Here is a 17,650-nt window from a genome sequence, read left to right as displayed (position 1 = left end):
CTGTCTTACATGTGTTTTACTCCTGATTAACATGAAAAAAAGCAACGTTAGCCTGACCGGTAAAAAACTCCTCTGGCTCGGCGCGCTGGTTCCTACGCTCTGTCTGCTGGGCTATCAGGTCGAGAAAGACCCGATCAATCGCCGGATCAAGCGGATGGACCCCGCCAAAGCGGCCCAACTAGCCAAAGCCATTGAAGCCACCGTAACCCCCGAGCTGGCCCAGGGGCTGAGCCTGAGTCTGTGGGGCGTCGATTCGCTGGTGGCCGACCCCATCGGTATTGATATTGACGAAAACGGGCGCTTGTTTTACACTCGAACCAACCGACAGAAAAATTCTGAATTCGATATTCGGGCGCATCAGGATTGGGAAATCGAATCCAATCGCCTGCAAACGGTCGAAGATAAACGGGCCTTCCTGCACCGGGTACTATCGCCCGAAAACAGCAAGAAAAACGAATGGCTGAAAGATGTCAATGGCGACGGCTCCCACGACTGGCGCGACATGACGGTGGAGAAGGAAAATATTTTCCGGATTGAAGATACCAACGGCGATGGCGTGGCCGATATGACGCAGTTGGTCGTCGATGATTTTCACGACGAAGTCACCGACGTTGCCGGGGGCGTAATGGCTCATGGCAATGATCTGTACGTGGCCGTTGCGCCCGACCTGTGGCGGATGCAGGACAAAGACGGTGACGGGATCGCCGAAACAAAAACCTCGATCTCGCACGGCTATGGCATTCACGTAGGCTTTAGCGGTCACGGTATGTCGGGTATTGAGATGGGGCCGGATGGGAAAATCTACTGGCAGATTGGCGACATTGGCTTCAACGGTAAAGGCCCGGACGGCAAGAAATGGGAACACCCGAACAGTGGTGTGGTGGTGCGTTCCAACCCCGATGGCAGCGATTTTGAAGTGTTCGCCCATGGCGTTCGGAACGTCCACGAGTTCGTTTTCGATGAATACGGTAACCTCATCAGCGAGGACAACGACGGCGATCATCCGGGCGAAAAAGAGCGGCTGGTCTACATCGTGAACGGTTCCGATACGGGCTGGCGCAGCAACTGGCAGTACGGCAAATACCGCGACCCCCGCAACAATACCTACAAAGTGTGGATGGACGAGCAGATGTATAAACCCCGTTTTGACGGGCAGGCGGCTTACATTACTCCCACCATTACCAACTACGTGAGCGGCCCCGCCGGTATGAAATACAACCCCGGCACGGCGTTGAGCCCCGCTTACAAAAACATGTTTTTCGTGGCCGAATTTGTCGGAAACCCGGCCAAGTCGGGTATTCATGCGTTCAAACTAAAGCCTAAGGGTGCTTCGTTTGAGCTGGGCGAAGAGAAACGGGTGCTGGGTAATGTGCTGGCGACCGGTATCGACTTCGGTCCCGACGGTGCGTTGTACGTTGCCGACTGGATCAACGGATGGGACACCAAAGATTACGGTCGCATCTGGAAACTGGACGATAAAGCCGGTGCCGGTTCTGCCGAACGGAAGTTAACTCAAACGTTGCTGGCCGAGAAATTTGCGGGCCGTTCGGAAGCGTCTCTGGGTGATTTACTGAAGAACCCCGACATGCGTGTCCGGCAGAAAGCCCAGTTTGAACTGGTGAAACGAGGTGCCAAAGGGGTGGAAGTATTGACCGCATCGACCAAGCAAACCGGCAACCAACTGGCGCGGGTGCATGGTATCTGGGGCATTAGTCAACTGGCCCGTCAGGATAAACAGTATGGTCAGTTATTGATGCCGTTGCTTCAGGATAGTGACGCCGAAATTCGGGCGCAGGCTGCCAAATGGCTGGGCGATGTTCGCTACAAAGAAGCCGGTGCGGCCCTGATTCCGTTACTGAAAGACAGCAACAGCCGGGCGCGGTTCTTTGCCGCCGAAGCGCTGGGACGAATCGCCTACGAACCCGCCATTCAGCCCATCATTCAACTGCTGGAAGCCAACAACGACGAAGATGCTTACATCCGTCATGCGGGTAGCCTGGCCCTGGCCCGGATCGGAAAAGCAGAACCTGTTATTGCGCTGGCCAGCAGTCCATCGCGGGCGGTACGCATTGCCGCTGTGGTGGCTCTTCGGCGCATGAATAATCCGGGTATTGCCAGCTTCCTGGCCGATAAAGACGAGTTTGTCGTAACCGAAGCCGCTCGTGGCATCAACGACGACCTGTCGATTCCCGAAGCTTTACCAGCACTGGGTAAAGTCCTGCAAACGACGAGTTTTACTAACGAACCTCTCATTCGCCGGGCCATCAACGCCAATCTGCGGGTGGGTACGCCGGAGGCCATGCAAACGCTGATGGCCTATGCCCAGAAAGAAGGCAGCCCCGTAGCGATGCGAGCCGAAGCCATGGATGCACTCAGCACCTGGGCCTCACCATCGGTGCTGGATCGGGTCGATGGCCGGTACCGGGGCGTGGTTAATCGTGATGTAGCCGCTCTGAAAACCAAAACGGGCGATGCGTTTATCAAACTGGTGTCAAGCGCCGACCAAACCCTGCGGCTCAGTGCTATCAAATCCATTGAGCGAATGGGCCTGAAAGAAGCCGGTTCCGCTTTGTTCATCCGGTTGAACGAGGATAAAGAACCGGCCGTTCGTATTGCTGCCTTGCGGGCACTGACTTCCCTGAACGACCCACAACAGAGCAAAGCCATTGAGGTGGCAATGGCCGATAAAGAAAAAGGCGTTCGCGTTGCAGGCCTTGATCTGCTGAGCAAAACCACGATGGACAAGGACCGGATGGTAACGCTTCTCACCGACGTGATCGCCAACCGAACGACGGAAGAAAAGCAGGCCGCTCTGCTCACATTGGGTAAATTGCCGGTCAAAAATTCGCAGAAAGCGTTCGACCCATTGCTGGCTAAATTACAGGCTGGTTCGCTCCCCGCTGAATTACAGTTGGAGCTGGGCGAGGCCATCGAGAGCAGCAAATCGCCCCAGTTGGCGGCCCGGTACAAAGCGATCAACGATAAAATGTCGCCCGATGCGCTGGCTGCTTCGTTCAAGGGTAGTTTGATGGGAGGTGAGCCGGACTTAGGTCGTCGGATTTTCTTCCGTCACCAGACGGCTCAGTGTATCCGGTGCCATTCCTACGACGATTTGGGTGGTAATGCTGGTCCGCGTCTGAACGGCGTTGCCAGCCGACTCACCCGCGAGCAGCTGCTTGAAGCCCTCATCAACCCCAGCGCGCGACTGGCACCGGGCTTCGGAACGGTCACGCTGAAGCTGAAAAATGGCAAAACCGTCAGCGGTATACTCCAGGGCGAAACCAATACCGATGTATCCGTCAAAGTGGGCGACCAGCCGGACGTAGCCATCAAGAAAGACCAGATCGCCAAACGTACCAACTCACCTTCAAGTATGCCCGAAATGAAGTACCTGCTTACGAAACGTGAAATCCGCGACGTGGTCAGCTTTCTGGCGACGCTGAAAGAGAATAATTAGAGGTAGTGTGTTCGCGTAAGGCAGAGTTCCCGATGTGGTGTCAGGCCGGGTGTGGCCGGTGCCATCTCAAACCTGCCTTGTCAGTTTTACGAAACTGACAAGGCAGGTCAAAGCGGTGCCACGGTTCTAAACCGTGGCACCGCTTTTTTTACCACCGCCGAATCGTATGCCCATACCCTGCGTAAAAAATGAGGTAGCTGTAACAGACCGGCAGCAACCAGTAGGCCAGTTTTGTGCCATATACATCGGCGAAGTGGCCGTAGACGAGCGGCATCAGGGCATTGCCGCACAGACCCATAATCAGTAAAGACGCCCCCACTTTGGTGAAACGGCCCAGCCCGTCGAGAGCCAGCGGCCAGATACCCGCCCAAATCAACGAATTCGCCAGCCCCAGACTAATCAGAAACCACAGGGAAATATCGGTGGTATGCCCGAGCAGGGTGACGCGCCCGCTGGTGGTCAATAACAACAAGCTGAAGATCAGCCCAAGAAATGTACAAATCCGGAACGCGTTGACCTGCCGAATCCATTTGGGGATGGCACTGATACCGATGATATAGCCCGTAATGGTCGCGGTCAGAATGTAAGACGGAAATACTTTGGCTTCCAGGATGGATAAGCCCATCGACGTGGCGTACCCAATGACGGTGTCGATGGCAACGACCTGAGCGCCTACGTGGAAAAAGATGGCCACGGCGCCCAGCACGGCCTGCGGAAATTGCAGAATACTGGTCTTGTCGGCGTTGGCTATCGCCAGATCGTCGCTCTCCTGTTCGGTGTCGATTTCAGGCAGGGGCGACCGCCAGATCAATAAACCCAGCCCCATCAATACCACGCTGACCACCGAGTAAGGTACAATCACCCGCCGAATTAAGGCATCCAGTGCAGCCGCTCGGACGGAGGGCTCCATTGTCGGCAACTGCTTGAATAGGTCGCTGTCGGTGGGACGGAGGATGGCGGCTGCAAACAGGAGCGGGGCCAGAATGCCCGCCATTTTGTTACAGATGCCCATAATGCTGATGCGTTGGGCGGCCCGGTCGTGCGGACCCAGCACCGTGATGTACGGGTTGGCGGCTGTCTGTAATATGGCCAGACCAACGCCGATGGTAAACAAACCCGTCAGGAAAACCAGATATGCCCTACTCAACGCGGCCGGTATAAAAATCATAGCCCCCAGCGACATGGTGAAGAAGCCCACCATCATCCCGCGTTTGAACCCGACTTTCTTCAGCAACAGCGACGCCGGCACCGACATCACCAGGTAGGAAATGTAGAACGCAAAGGCGACGAGGTACGACTGGAAGTTGGTCAGTTCACAGGCGATTTTGAAGTAGGGGATCAGAATGGCGTTGACCCAGGTGACGAACCCGAATACAAAAAATAGCACGCCGATGATGGCGATAGAGATCGTTGTGTCGCGTGAGCTGAGAGTCCTGGAGTCTATGGATGTGTTCATATTTTGTTTGTGAATACGCTCCGGCGGCCCGGTCTGTGTCATACCCTTTTTTATATGCTTTAATAATTTTATCCCTCTGGCATAATACCAAATCTGCCGGGATACCATGGTTAAGCCGCCAGATGCAGCTTACCTTCGTTGGTCAACGTAACCGCCCCGCCAACCGGTAGTTTCCGGCGAGCAAACCACCTATGCTAACGCTGTCGCCCGAATGGCCACCAGCAAGCCGTGTTCAATACACTTCCGGATAAATCAGCCGAGCCGGTCCATTCGGGCGACAACATAACCAGGCGAATACGCCCGCCGGATGCGTCGATAAATGATTGTAGCAACGCCCAGTTGGGCGGTTTGACATCGACCGGTTCGTAGGTCTTGCAATGAATCCCGGACAGAACCAGCAGAGTGGGGTTTTGGTCCAGCGGCATCATGGCAGGGCATTGCCGAAGGACGCTTCGTCGACGTATAAGGTGCAGTTTGGGTGGGTTCTCAGAACGGACGCCGGGCAACTTGTGGCAACAGGACCGGTCATCATCCGATGTATGGCGTCGCGTTTTGTTGGTCCAGGCACCACGCAAAACAGGTTTTCTCCGGCCATAAGCGTTGGAATGGTGAGGGTGAGAGCCTCTTTGGGCACGTCATCAAATGTTGGGAAACAACCGTCATTGACCTGCTGCTGCCGACAAACGTCATCAAGTTGCACCCGCTTAATGACGGCTGAGTCGTCAAAATCCGCAACGGGTGGGTCGTTGAAGGCTATATGCCCGTTTTCGCCAATACCCAGACAAACAATATCAATCGACGCTTCGGTTAGGCGTTTGGCATATTGCTGTTCGGCATCATCGGCCCCACTGTCGATGAGATTCACCGTTCGGGGCTTTACGCGGTCAAATAGGTGCTGACGTAGAAACGTACCAAACCGTTGCGGAGCCTTCTCGGATAAACCCACGTATTCGTCCATGTGAAAAACGTCGATGCGTGACCAGTCGATAGCCGGGCTTTGGACCAGATAGGCCAGCAGTTCGTTTTGCGAGGGGGCCGCAGCGAAAATCATTCGGATCGTCGGTTTTCCGGCCAGCAAGGCGTTGATTTTTTCAACAACGGCCTGCCCGGCCGATGCCCCCATTTCCTGTCGGGTTGGGTAAACATTAACCCTGAGGGCGTCGACCTGTGCTGTTTTTATGGGTTGATTCATAGTTGTCTGAGCCAATCCAGAGATTGGCCATTTACCTTATGCACAAGGGCCAAGCTGGAGCTTAGCCCAGACAATTACCGGATTTTTGCCAGTTTTTCGGCTTTCAGTCGTACGGTTTCCAGAAGAACGGGCACTCCGCCGAGCCGTTTGCTTTCGTCGGCGGCTTCCATGAAGGTGTAAATTTCCAGCGTTTCTTCCGCACTGACGGGCGGCACACCAGTTTTGAAAAACTCAATTATTTGAACAAGCAGCGGGCGGTATCCGTCGTACGGGCCGAGGGGGGCGTTGCCTTTCTCGCCATAGGCCATCCCGCCATATTCGTTTTTGCCCGTCCGCGTTCCCCGGAACGTACCAATCCGGCCATCGGCCCAGGTGCCCACCACTACATCGGTCCCATCAGTCTGCACCCGAACGACCTGTTTGCAACCAGTGTTCATGGCCGTATACAGCGTTTCGACGCCATGAATGCCGTACCAGAACAGATCGGGGTGGGTTTTCTCCAGATGGGCCGGGCTAAACGCATCGGCGCCCAAAACGGTCCCAATCGACCCTTTGGCAACCGCCTGGGCACTGGCCGAATACCGCAGGGAGGAAGCCGAAAAAATGGGAACACCCATCTGTTTAGCCTGCCGGAAAATCGTCACGGCATCGGACAGCGTACCGGCAACAGGTTTGTCGATAAAGAGTGGTTTTCTTGCTTTCAGCACCTGCATGGCCTGCTCTAGATGCGGCCTGCCGTCGTTGGTTTCCAGTAAGACGACATCCACTTTTTTGAGCAGGTCTGGGATGGAGCTGACAATCTCTACCCCCATCTTTTTAGCCTCTTCCGTATAGCCGGGAATGCGCTTCGTGCTGGATTCAATGTCGGCGCTACCTTGTGGGTAAGCCGCTACTACCGTAAAACCCGCCAGATCCGCCCCCGAGTTTGGGTCGTTGAGGAGCTTTGTAAACGCGGTGCTGTGTGATGTATCCAGCCCGATAATACCTATCCGGCCTTTATCGGCTGTTGGCGTGTTGGTTATAGCTGTCAGGTCGGAAAAGCTGGCGGCTAAGCCAAGGGTAGTAGTTGACCGGATGAAGGTTCGTCGTGTTGGCATATTGAAGTTAGAGCGGGGTTGGGGGTGGTCTATTAAACCACCGGCATCCAGGCCGGATCATATTCCCGGCCCCAGAGTTTCATGGCATCGGGGTCGTTTTTAATGCGTCCGGTGGCAGGGTCGCAGCTTAGTGAGCGGCCTACGCGGTGGGCAATGTTGCCCAACTGGCACAGCAACACGCTTTTGTTGGCATCTTCGATGGACGAAACTGGTCGCGCTCCCGTTCGGATAGCATCGCGGAAGTTGGCAAAATGGTCGACGTCCATATCGAAACCCGGCCCCGATGCGGTGACCTGGTTCGAGTCGCCACTGACCTTTTTCAGTTCTTTGTTCTTGTTGTCGTAGAGGGTGTAGCCGTTGCCCTGAATGGCCATCGTGCCTTTCTCCCCGTAGAAATCCACCCCGCCTGAAATCCCTTCGACGTTGCGTCCGTTACAGCTCCGGCCTTCCCACGAAATGCTTTTTCGATTAGCGAAGGCGAAGTTGGTCAGCTGCGTGTCCGGCGTTTCCCAATCGTCCTCGAACGCGTATCGTCCACCTACCGAGTTGACTTCCGTGGGGTAGTCGACTTCCAGGCCCCAGCGGCACAGGTCGATGAAGTGGGTGCCGTTGTTAAGCAGTTCGCCGGTGCCCCAGTGCCAGAACCAATGCCAGTTGTAGGGGTGAATATTGTCGCGGTATTCCCGACGTGGGGCGGGCCCCTGCCAAAGGTCGAAGTTGAATCCGGCGGGTACGGGAGCGGGTTTGCAGCGGCCGATGCTCACGCGGGTATTGGCGTACCAGGCTTTGGCAAAGTACGCCCGACCGATGGCGCCTTCTTTCACCATATTAATGGCTTCGACCACTTTGGGCCACGACCGGCGCTGGTTGCCCATCTGCACCACTTTTTTGTATTTCTGAGCCGCCTGTACCAGCCATTCGCCTTCGCGGGGGTTGTGGCTGCATGGCTTTTCGACGTATACGTTTTTGCCCGCTTTAAGGGCCAGGATAGCCGCTGGTGCGTGCCAGTGGTCGGGGGCGGCAATGACCAGCGCATCGACTGATTTGTCATCGAGTATCTGCCGAAAATCGCCGGTGGTTTTTGGGGCTTTCTTCTGCCCGCCCGACTGAACGGCTTTCAATCCTTTGGCAACCGCCTGTTCATCGACATCGCAGATATAGCTCACTTCGGCACCGGGCAATTTGGCAAACCCCTGGGCAAGGGCTTCACCCCGCCCGTTGGTACCCATGATGCCAACGACCACTTTTTCGGCGGCTGAGCCATTGGTTTGAATAAGGGGCCCAGGAGCGCCCAGCATGACGCTCGCTGCGGTGGCCTGTCGGATGAATTCGCGTCGAGGAAGTAAGATGGCCATGAGATGGATGTCGTTAAAGGGGTAAACAGTAAAGAAATTTAGTAACCTGTTTTACCCTGATAGAAAGGCTGTAAGACAATGGCTTTCTACGCTCATAAATAGCAAGGAAATTATTTGATAACATACCTGTCTACCTCAATCCTAGTATAACCCCCTATCTTTAACGGCCAGATTTGGTCTGGAAAACGGCACACTATGAAAATTAATTTACGATCAATTGCTTTTGGCTTATGTATACTTTCCAGCGTTTCGCTGTTGAGTAGCTGTCATCAGTTCGGGCCTGTGACCGGCGGCCGTTCGGCGGTTTCGTCGGCTTATCGAACGGCTACGGACGATAGTACTCTGACCAATACGTCCCCATTTCTGATGCCTTATAACCGGGTGATCGACGGGGCAGGGGAGTCGGTTAGTTTTGGTGAGGCTACTGTTGAAAACCATAGCCTGGATGCCGTACTGCTGCCCGATAAAAAAACACTGGTAGTGGAAGATCGCTATGGTATTGCGTTTTTCGATGTGAAAAGTCATAAGCTGGTTTCGCGCTGGGATTACAATAAAGGATCGAGTTTGAAAGGAGGCATGAGTTCCTTTTCGGGGATTAAGGCCATCGTTCACCACGATTCAACCTATATTTTCTGGGGTGCCGGTGGCCGGGATGTCGCTAACTCGCACGTGATGCAGGTTGTCTGGGACGGCTCCCGCGCCCGGCTCATTCGGGCCATTCCGTTCCAGCCGGTGGCCCCGGCTACCATCGCTCTGCCGAATGAAGTGGTGCTGAAAGAGGAGGCCGGTGAACTGATACTCTACACCGTTCTCAATGGAAATAACCAACTGGTAAAAATGCGGGTAAACGACCAGCGGGTTATCTGGACGGCTCCCACCGGCGTGGCTCCCTTTGGCCTGACGATCCTCGGCAAACGAGCTTACGTGACCAACTGGGCCGGGCCGGTGCCCGATGCGACCAACGGCCTCGAAACGGCCGGTATTCCATGGGGAAGCGCCTACATCGACCCGAAAACGGGGGCTATGGCGCGGGGAACAGTATCGGTCATTGACATCATGCAGGGGAAAGCCGAGCGGGAGTTATCCGTCGGGCTGCATCCCAACGCCATCATCAGCAGTCCCGACCAGCAGTTTCTGTACATCGCCAATGGCAACAGCGATTATGTGTCGGTCATCAACACCAAAAACCAGCAGGTGACCGATTCCATTTTCGTGGGCTTATTCAACAGGGGGAATGGGTACATCGGCAGTACACCCAATGCGCTGGCTATCAATCCGCAGGGAACCACGCTGTACGTCGCCAACGGGATGGACAATGCTCTCTGTGTGGTGGCACTTGGCGAAAATGCGTCGGCTACCGGAAAAGGAGCTTCGACCATTAAAGGCTATATTCCGACGCAGGCATACCCCTCGGGTATTGTGCTGAATGGCGATGAACTGTACGTGACGAATCTAGAAGCTGTGGGTGCCCGGATCGCAAACCCGGTCGATCAGGGGAGCCAGGGCAAGAATCCGTCGAAAGAGTTGAAGGCCTTTAATTCACACAGGCAATTGGCCTCTATTTCTTTCATTCCCATTCCGAGCCAGTCGCAGCTGGATACGTATACCGACAAGGTGAAACGAATGAGCCAACAGTTTCGGCTGGCCCTGACCGAACAGCTGCCCCGGCCAAACGTGGCTCCCAAGCCCGTACCGGAGCGCATCGGCGAGCCGTCGGTGTTTAAGCACGTGCTGTACATCATCAAGGAAAATCGCACCTACGATCAGGTCTTGGGCGATATGCCGCAGGGCAACGGCGCGCCAGAGCTATGCATCTTCGGCGACAGCATCACGCCCAACCAGCATCGGCTGGCGCAGGATTACCTGCTGATGGACAATTACTACGTGTCCGGAAAATCGTCGGCGGAGGGGCACCACTGGGCCAGCGCGGCTATGGTGACCGACTATACCGAGAAAAGCGTTCGGGCGTGGTTCCGCAGTTACCCACACGTGCTGTATGATGCGATGGTGTACAACAAAAAAGGGCTCATCTGGAATAACGCCCTCGACCACGGCAAAACCGTGCGCATGTACGGCGAAGCCTGCTCCTGTGCCTTCAATAAGAAAGAATATGACTGGAGCAAGCTGTTTCAGCTTCGGCAGGAGGGCAAGCCCTTTTCCTACACCAATACCACCACCATTTCGCGGGTACGGCCTATTCTGGCCATGAATTTTCCGGGCTGCGACGACGAAACCATCAGCGACCAGATGCGCGCCGATGCTTTTATCAAGGAACTGAACGAAACAGCCGCCGACCCCAACGCCGATCTGCCGAACCTGATGGTGATGTCGCTGCCCAACGATCACACCTCGGGCATGACCCCCGGCTTTCCCGTGCCCCGAGCCATGGTGGCCGATAACGATCTGGCCGTCGGGCGCATTGTCGATGCCATCACGCACAGCCGGTTTGCGGCTTCGACGGTCATTTTTATTACGGAAGATGATTCGCAGGCGGGTTGGGACCATGTGTCGGCTTACCGGACAACCGGCTTTGTGGTCAGCCCGTATTCGCGCTTGCAGAAAACGGTGCATACCAATTACAACCAGACTTCAGTAGTGCGCACGATGGAGCAGATTCTGGGCCTGCCGCCCATGAACGTGATCGACGCTACAGCCCTGCCCATGTTCGACTGTTTTACCGACAAACCCGATTTGTCGTTTGCCTATAAAGCTATGCCAAACCGGGTATCGCTGACCGAAATGAACGCGTTGCCTGCGGGGCAGAAAGGCGCGTCGCTGCGCTTTACAAACCAGTCGATCCGCTTTGGATTTCACCAGATCGACCGTGGTCACGACGATCTGCTCAACCGGATTTTGTGGTTTACAGCAAAGGGAAAAAAGAAGTACCCCGCGCATCTAGCGGGTGCGGAAGATGATGATGATGATGACGACGATTAATGGTGTCAGTTTCTTAAACCTGACACCACGGAAAATACAACGATCTCGTAAAACCCATATACTGACTTTCCTAACCCTTTCAATTGCATGAAAAACTATTCAATATTGCTCTGCGGCTTTAGTCTGCTGCTGGCCATACTGGCAGGATGCCACCGGGCTGGTAATACAGCCGCGTCGTCGGAAGAGGCCGAAACGTATCAGAAACTGGCCGCCAAACGGGTCAACCTGCCCAATGGATGGGCGTTGACACCACCCGGACGTAGCCTCGATCTGGATGATTTGCCGCTGAATCTGGTCGTTTCGCCCTCCCGGAAATACCTCGCCGTAACCAACAACGGTCAGAGTACCCAAAGCATCACCCTGATCGATGCTGGCACGGAGCAGATTATCGATACAGCTAAAGTCGGCAAGTCGTATCTGGGGCTAGCCTTCAGCGACGACGAAACGCGGCTCTATGCGTCGGGCGGGAACGATAACAAGGTTTTGGTCTACAGGATCGAGAATAAACAACTGGTACCCGATGAGCCGATTGTATTAGGAAAACCCTGGCCTGTTAAGATTTCGCCGACGGGTTTGTGCGTCGATGATGCCCGGAACAGGCTTTATATCGTCACAAAAGAAGATAGCTCGCTGTATATCGCCGATACCAAAACCCGGCAGGTACTTAAAAAGCTGAATATCGGGGCCGCAGCCTACACCTGTCTGCTGTCGCCCGACAAAAATGAGTTGTTCATCTCGTCCTGGGGTGGTGCCAGCGTGTTGGTCGTGGATGTCAATAAACAGACGATAGCCGCTAAAATTCCGACGAATAAAAACCCTAACGACCTCCTGCTTACCAAAGATGGCCGGTATTTGTACGTGGCCAATGGTAACGATAACACCGTGGCGCTCATCGACGTACCGAAGCGGCAGGTGATTGAAACGCTCACGACATCGCTATTTCCCAATGCGCCCATAGGCACCACGCCCAACGGACTGGCCCTGAGCGACGACGAAAATATACTCTACATCGCCAATGCCGATAACAACTGCCTGGCAGTATTCGACGTGACAAAGAAAGGACACAGCCAGTCCAGCGGGTTTATCCCGACGGGCTGGTACCCAACGGCGGTAAAGGTGATTGGCTCGAAGCTCTACGTCACCAACGGCAAAGGGTTTTCCTCAAAAGCTAACCCGAAAGGGCCTAATCCGGTACGGACGCGCACCCCGCAGCAAATCGGGCCAAATCCGCAGGCCAATCCCGGCCCGGTGCAGTACATCGCCGGCCTTTTCAAGGGTACGCTTTCCATCATCGACACGCCCGACACCGAGACGCTGGCTGCTTATTCGCGGCTGGTATACGCCAATACGCCCTACACAAAGAGTAAGGAACTGCGTACGGAGGGCGAAGCGGGTAACCCAATCCCGATGCGGGTGGGAGATAAGTCTCCCATCAAATACGTGTTTTACATCATCAAGGAGAACCGCACCTACGACCAGATTCTGGGCGATATGAAAGAAGGCAACGGCGATGCGTCTCTGTGTCTGTTTCCCGAGAAAGTAACGCCCAATCAGCACGCGCTGGCTAAAGAGTTTGTGCTGCTGGATAACTTCTACGTCGATGCCGAAGTCAGTGCCGACGGGCATAACTGGTCGTCGGCGGCTTACGCCAACGATTACGTCGAGAAGAACTGGGTGACCAGCTACGGCGGCCGGGGGGGCACCTACGATTACGAAGGTCAGAAAGAAATAGCGCACCCGCGCGATGGCTTCATCTGGGACCACTGCCAGCGGGCGGGCATATCGTTCCGGAGTTACGGCTGGTTTGCCGACGACGAAAAGCCGAACATTAAAACGCTGGAAGGGAAATTCTGCCCCACCTTCAAAGGGTATAATCTGGGTTACATGGACAGCAAGCGTGAGGAAGCCTGGGAAACCGATTTCGACCAGCTGCTGGCCGCCGGGAAACTGCCGACTTTCAGTACGCTGCGGTTTGGTAACGACCACACCTCGGGTGCCCGCATTGGTATGCCCACGCCCGATGCCGCCGTTGCCGATAATGACCTGGCTGTGGGTCGGTTCGTGGAGCACCTGTCCAAAAGCTCCATCTGGAATCAGTCGGTAGTGTTCATTCTGGAAGATGACGCTCAGAACGGCCCCGACCATGTGGATGCACACCGCTCCATAGCGTTCGTGGCTGGTGGCTTTGTGAAGCGCGGTTTCGTTGACCACACCATGTACTCGACTTCGGGTTTGCTGCGTACCATCGAGTTGATTCTGGGGCTGAAACCCATGAGCCAGTACGATGCGGCTGCTACGCCTATGTGGCGTTGTTTCGATAAAAAAGCCAATCCGGCCCCGTTTACCGCCCGGGAAGCCGGTATCGACATCAACCAGAAAAACGTAGCGGTCAACGTAAATTCAAAACGGTCGTCGCTCTTTAACCTGACCCGCCCCGACGAAATCGACGATCTTATTTTCAGTGAGATCGTGTGGCAAACGGTGCGCGGTGAGAAAAGTGTGATGCCCGCCCCGCGCCGGGGGGCCTTTGTCCGAACCGGTAAAACTGCCGATGGCGACGAGGACGATGATGACTAAAGGCACCGGGTAGAACACCCGGCTGATTTTCAGCCCAAATCACTACCTTTGCGCTTTGTTGCTCCTTCTATCGTGGATTCTATTCGAGTATTTGCCCCCGCCACTGTGGCTAACGTTGCCTGTGGATTTGATATTTTTGGGTTTGCCGTCGATAATCCCGGCGACCAGATTGTACTGACAACCAGCGATGAGCCGGGCGTTCGGATTACAGACATTATCGGCGACGAAGGACGGCTTCCCCGCGAAGCATCCCGGAATACGGCGGGTATTGCCATACAGACCTATCTAAAGAGCATTAACCGCACCGACCTCGGCCTCGACATTGTGCTGCATAAGCAAATGCCCCTTGGTAGCGGTCTGGGCTCCAGTGCGGCCAGTGCCGTAGCCGGGGTGTACGCTGTCAACGAATTGCTTGGCCGGCCGTTGCCTACGCTGAAGTTGCTACCGTTTGCGATGGAAGGTGAACGCATTGCCTGTGGTTCGGCCCATGCCGATAACGTCGGGCCTTCGTTGTTAGGCGGCTTTGTGGTCGTGCGGAGCTATAGTCCGCTGGATGTGATCAAGATCGAGACACCGGCCACGCTGTTCTGTACGCTGGTTCACCCCGATATTGAAGTCAATACCAAAGACGCGCGCTTCATTCTCAAAAATGAAGTATCGCTGAAAAATACCATTACGCAGATGGGTAACGTAGCCGGTCTGATTGCCGGTTTAATGACGCCCGATTATAGCCTCATCAGCCGTTCGCTCGTCGACGTGATCATTGAGCCGGTGCGGGCTATTCTGATTCCTGAATTCAACGAAGCTAAACAAGCTGCTCTGGACAATGGCGCGCTTGGTTGCAGTATTTCCGGCTCCGGACCGTCGATGTTCGCACTGAGCCGCGATGCACAGACCGCCGGAAAGGTGGGTGCTGCCATGCAGCAGGCTTTCCTGGCGGTTGGTATTGCCAGCGAAGCCTACGTGTCGCAAATAAACCAGCAGGGACCAAAAGTACTGGTTGACTAAATAAACGATTGATATCAAAGACCGCGGCCCGCAGAACACAGAGCTACACTAGTTCGTGTTCTGCGGGCCGCGGTCTTTGATCGATTGTACAGGAATCCGGGAAAATCTATACGGTTTTCAGTTGTTTTTCAGTTGACGTATAAAACTAGATCTCACTCAACGTATGCCGTTCCGCTTTGTTTTTATTATTGCCGTTTTCTGTCTTCATACCCATACCACGTTTGCTCAGTTAACGAATCGCTTTTCCATCATTCCCAAACCGGCTCAACTCGAAGCAGGCACCGGTCAGTTTACCTTTGACAGCACCACAACGATTACCATACCCGCCGGGCAACCCGACCTGAAAGCCATTGCCGATACCCTGGCCAACCGGCTGAATCGTACCACCGGGAGCGGGATTTTTGTTCAAACTGCTCCCAATCCAACGGCAGCCGGGAAGACAATCCAGTTTCTGCCCATAACCGATGCTGCACTTGGGGAAGAAGGCTACCGCATCAATGTAACCGATAGGCGGGTAACGCTCGAAGCGGCCAATACCAAAGGCTTTTTCTACGCTGTCCAGACGCTATACCAACTTATGCCGCCTGGGGCGCTGGGCATTGGGAAGAACAAGAGCCCTGTGCCGAATGCTCTTGCCACCCTGCCCGCCTGCCGGATTCAGGACCAACCGCGTTACCGTTACCGGGGGATGCACCTCGACGTGAGTCGGCATTTCTTTTCGGTGGAGTACATTAAGAAGTACCTCGACTTAATGGCCCTCCACAAGTTCAACAATTTTCACTGGCACCTGACTGACGACCAGGGGTGGCGCATCGAGATCAGGAAATATCCTAACCTGACGCAGGTTGGGGCGCAACGGCGCGAAACCATTGTTGGGCATTACGACGACTCCGACCCGCAGGTGTTCGATGGCAAACCGTATGGAGGCTATTACACCCAGGACGACATCAGAGAAGTGGTACGTTATGCGGCCACCAAATACATTAACGTTATCCCCGAAATCGAACTGCCCGGCCATGCGCTCGCGGCTCTGGCGTCGTATCCCGAACTGGGCTGCTCGCCAACAGGACTCGATGGCCGGCCGTATCAGGTAGCCACAAAATGGGGTGTGTTCGAGGATGTATTCTGCCCAACGGAAAAGACATTTACGTTTCTGGAAGATGTGCTGACGGAAGTAATGAGCCTCTTTCCGGGCAAATACATTCACATTGGCGGGGATGAATGCCCGAAGGCCGCCTGGCGGAAGAGCGCGTTTTGCCAGCGACTAATCAAACAGAAAGGGCTGAAAAATGAGTTCGGATTACAGCGGTATTTCGTGAACCGGATTGATAAGTTCGTCACGTCGAAAGGCCGACGGATCATTGGCTGGGACGAAATTCTGGAAGGTAACGGCACCTCGCTCCGACTGTCGCCCAACGCGACCGTCATGAGCTGGCGCGGGACGAAATACGGCCTCGACGCGGCCCGCAAGCAGCATGATGTCATTATGACGCCCGGCCAGTATTGCTATTTCGACCATTTTCAGGGCGATCCGGCCACGCAGCCAACGGGCTTTGGCGGGTCGCTGCCGCTGTCGATGGTGTATTCGTACAACCCAACACCCGCAAGTCTGTCGCCCGCCGACGCGTCGCACATTCTGGGCGTTCAGGCCAATCTATGGACTGAATACATCGACACACCCGATCAGATCGAGTATATGCTCTGGCCCCGTGCAGCCGCCCTGGCCGAAATAGCCTGGAGCCCCCTGGAGCAGATAAATTACGACGACTTCAGTCGCCGACTGGCGACTCATTTCGACCGGCTTACGGCGCTGGATGTCAATTTCGCCCGGACATTCTACGATGCGAAACCATCGGCCAAACCCACCACTGATGGCAAAGTCGTGGTGAGCATATCGCCGAGTAGCGAGTCGATGGTTGTTCCGGCTTCGGTTGTTCGCTACACGCTGGACGGCAGCATTCCCTCGGGCGAGTCGCCCCGCTACGAGCAGCCCTTACTCCTTGACAAATCGACTACGGTTCGGATGGCAACGTTTTCGGGTGCCCGGCCGCTGAGCCAGTTGGCGAACGTGCAGGCCGAATACATCGTGTCGAAGGCAACGGGTAGAACGTACACACTGCTGTATGCGCCCACAACCGGCCGTCCCGACCGGAATTTAAGCCTCACCGATGGCACGACCGGCAGCATGGGCGGGTACGAAGTGGCCGGTGTCGTTTCGTTTGTCAATGATTTTGGTGTGGTGCTCGATCTCGGACAGTCGCAGTCGGTACAGAGCGTTCGGGTGGGTTTCCTGAAGTACACTGCTCGGAATATCTGTCTGCCCAAAGAAGTCGAGATTGCCGTTTCTGAAGATGGAACGACGTTTACACCGGTGCTGACGACGAAAACGAACGCGGCCGAAGGGGGCAAACGGGGCATTGCCCGGCTTCCGTTCGATTTTGCGCCAACGACCGCCCGCTACATTCGCATCATTGCCCGAAACGTCAGACAGGTTCCGGCGGGGCTGCGCAATCCGGGTAAAACGGCGCAACTGGCGGTGGATGAAATAGAGGTTTTGTAAGAATGCTAAAA

10 protein-coding genes are annotated in these 17,650 nt (G+C 55.1%); 5 read left to right on the top strand and 5 right to left on the bottom strand.

Going from position 1 to position 17,650, the window contains the following annotated elements:
• The first annotated feature begins 31 nt into the window (after window positions 1-31).
• Complete coding sequence (locus NT073_RS09265) at window positions 32-3,457, top strand: HEAT repeat domain-containing protein (protein WP_297372162.1); 3,426 nt, start codon at window positions 32-34, stop codon at window positions 3,455-3,457.
• A 148-nt stretch (window positions 3,458-3,605) separates the two neighbouring features.
• On the opposite strand, the gene NT073_RS09260 is transcribed toward NT073_RS09265, so the two are convergent.
• From NT073_RS09260 to NT073_RS09240, 5 genes are all read right to left on the bottom strand, one after another.
• Entirely contained in the window at window positions 3,606-4,913 is a 1,308-nt protein-coding gene (locus NT073_RS09260; RefSeq protein ID WP_297372159.1) for a sugar MFS transporter, read from the bottom strand.
• A gap of 194 nt (window positions 4,914-5,107) precedes the next feature.
• Window positions 5,108-5,341: a hypothetical protein gene (locus NT073_RS09255; protein WP_297372156.1), complete on the bottom strand. Its 234-nt coding sequence runs from the start codon at window positions 5,339-5,341 to the stop codon at window positions 5,108-5,110.
• A complete protein-coding gene (locus tag NT073_RS09250; RefSeq protein WP_297372153.1) occupies window positions 5,338-6,105 on the bottom strand; it encodes a glucosamine-6-phosphate deaminase in 768 nt (255 codons plus the stop codon). Before NT073_RS09250 ends, NT073_RS09255 begins: the two co-directional genes overlap by 4 nt.
• 74 nt (window positions 6,106-6,179) lie before the next feature.
• Window positions 6,180-7,202 (bottom strand): Gfo/Idh/MocA family oxidoreductase, encoded by a 1,023-nt coding sequence (locus NT073_RS09245; RefSeq protein ID WP_297372150.1) that lies wholly within the window; start codon window positions 7,200-7,202, stop codon window positions 6,180-6,182.
• Window positions 7,203-7,234: 32 nt separating this feature from the next.
• On the bottom strand, window positions 7,235-8,557 hold the full coding sequence (locus NT073_RS09240; protein ID WP_297372147.1) for a Gfo/Idh/MocA family oxidoreductase: 1,323 nt from the start codon (window positions 8,555-8,557) through the stop codon (window positions 7,235-7,237).
• A gap of 195 nt (window positions 8,558-8,752) precedes the next feature.
• Here NT073_RS09240 and NT073_RS09235 point away from each other — a divergent pair, with 195 nt between their 5' ends.
• The 4 genes from NT073_RS09235 to NT073_RS09220 all read left to right on the top strand — a co-directional run bounded on the left by NT073_RS09235 (window position 8,753) and on the right by NT073_RS09220 (window position 17,639).
• On the top strand, window positions 8,753-11,494 hold the full coding sequence (locus NT073_RS09235) for an alkaline phosphatase family protein (protein ID WP_297372144.1): 2,742 nt from the start codon (window positions 8,753-8,755) through the stop codon (window positions 11,492-11,494).
• A gap of 87 nt (window positions 11,495-11,581) precedes the next feature.
• On the top strand, window positions 11,582-14,071 hold the full coding sequence (locus NT073_RS09230; RefSeq protein WP_297372141.1) for an alkaline phosphatase family protein: 2,490 nt from the start codon (window positions 11,582-11,584) through the stop codon (window positions 14,069-14,071).
• A gap of 72 nt (window positions 14,072-14,143) precedes the next feature.
• Window positions 14,144-15,079, top strand: a complete 936-nt coding sequence (locus tag NT073_RS09225) for a homoserine kinase (RefSeq protein ID WP_297372133.1) — start codon at window positions 14,144-14,146, stop codon at window positions 15,077-15,079.
• 163 nt (window positions 15,080-15,242) lie between these two features.
• The gene (locus tag NT073_RS09220) at window positions 15,243-17,639 is read left to right on the top strand and encodes a family 20 glycosylhydrolase (RefSeq protein ID WP_297372130.1); all 2,397 of its coding nucleotides are present in this window, start codon (window positions 15,243-15,245) and stop codon (window positions 17,637-17,639) included.
• The last annotated feature ends 11 nt before the right edge of the window (window positions 17,640-17,650 follow it).

The organism is Spirosoma sp. (assembly GCF_026391055.1).
Taxonomy (GTDB): Bacteria; Bacteroidota; Bacteroidia; order Cytophagales; family Spirosomataceae; genus Spirosoma.
Note: the sequence above shows the minus strand (reverse complement) of the source record. Positions and strands in the feature narration are given on the sequence as shown.

Excerpts from the sequence above, each read along its gene's own strand:
- NT073_RS09265 (WP_297372162.1), top strand. The coding sequence starts at position 32 with ATGAAAAAAAGCAACGTTAGCCTGACCGGTAAAAAACTCCTCTGGCTC.
- NT073_RS09260 (WP_297372159.1), bottom strand. The coding sequence starts at position 4,913 with ATGAACACATCCATAGACTCCAGGACTCTCAGCTCACGCGACACAACG.
- NT073_RS09255 (WP_297372156.1), bottom strand. The coding sequence starts at position 5,341 with ATGATGCCGCTGGACCAAAACCCCACTCTGCTGGTTCTGTCCGGGATT.
- NT073_RS09250 (WP_297372153.1), bottom strand. The coding sequence starts at position 6,105 with ATGAATCAACCCATAAAAACAGCACAGGTCGACGCCCTCAGGGTTAAT.
- NT073_RS09245 (WP_297372150.1), bottom strand. The coding sequence starts at position 7,202 with ATGCCAACACGACGAACCTTCATCCGGTCAACTACTACCCTTGGCTTA.
- NT073_RS09240 (WP_297372147.1), bottom strand. The coding sequence starts at position 8,557 with ATGGCCATCTTACTTCCTCGACGCGAATTCATCCGACAGGCCACCGCA.
- NT073_RS09235 (WP_297372144.1), top strand. The coding sequence starts at position 8,753 with ATGAAAATTAATTTACGATCAATTGCTTTTGGCTTATGTATACTTTCC.
- NT073_RS09230 (WP_297372141.1), top strand. The coding sequence starts at position 11,582 with ATGAAAAACTATTCAATATTGCTCTGCGGCTTTAGTCTGCTGCTGGCC.
- NT073_RS09220 (WP_297372130.1), top strand. The coding sequence starts at position 15,243 with ATGCCGTTCCGCTTTGTTTTTATTATTGCCGTTTTCTGTCTTCATACC.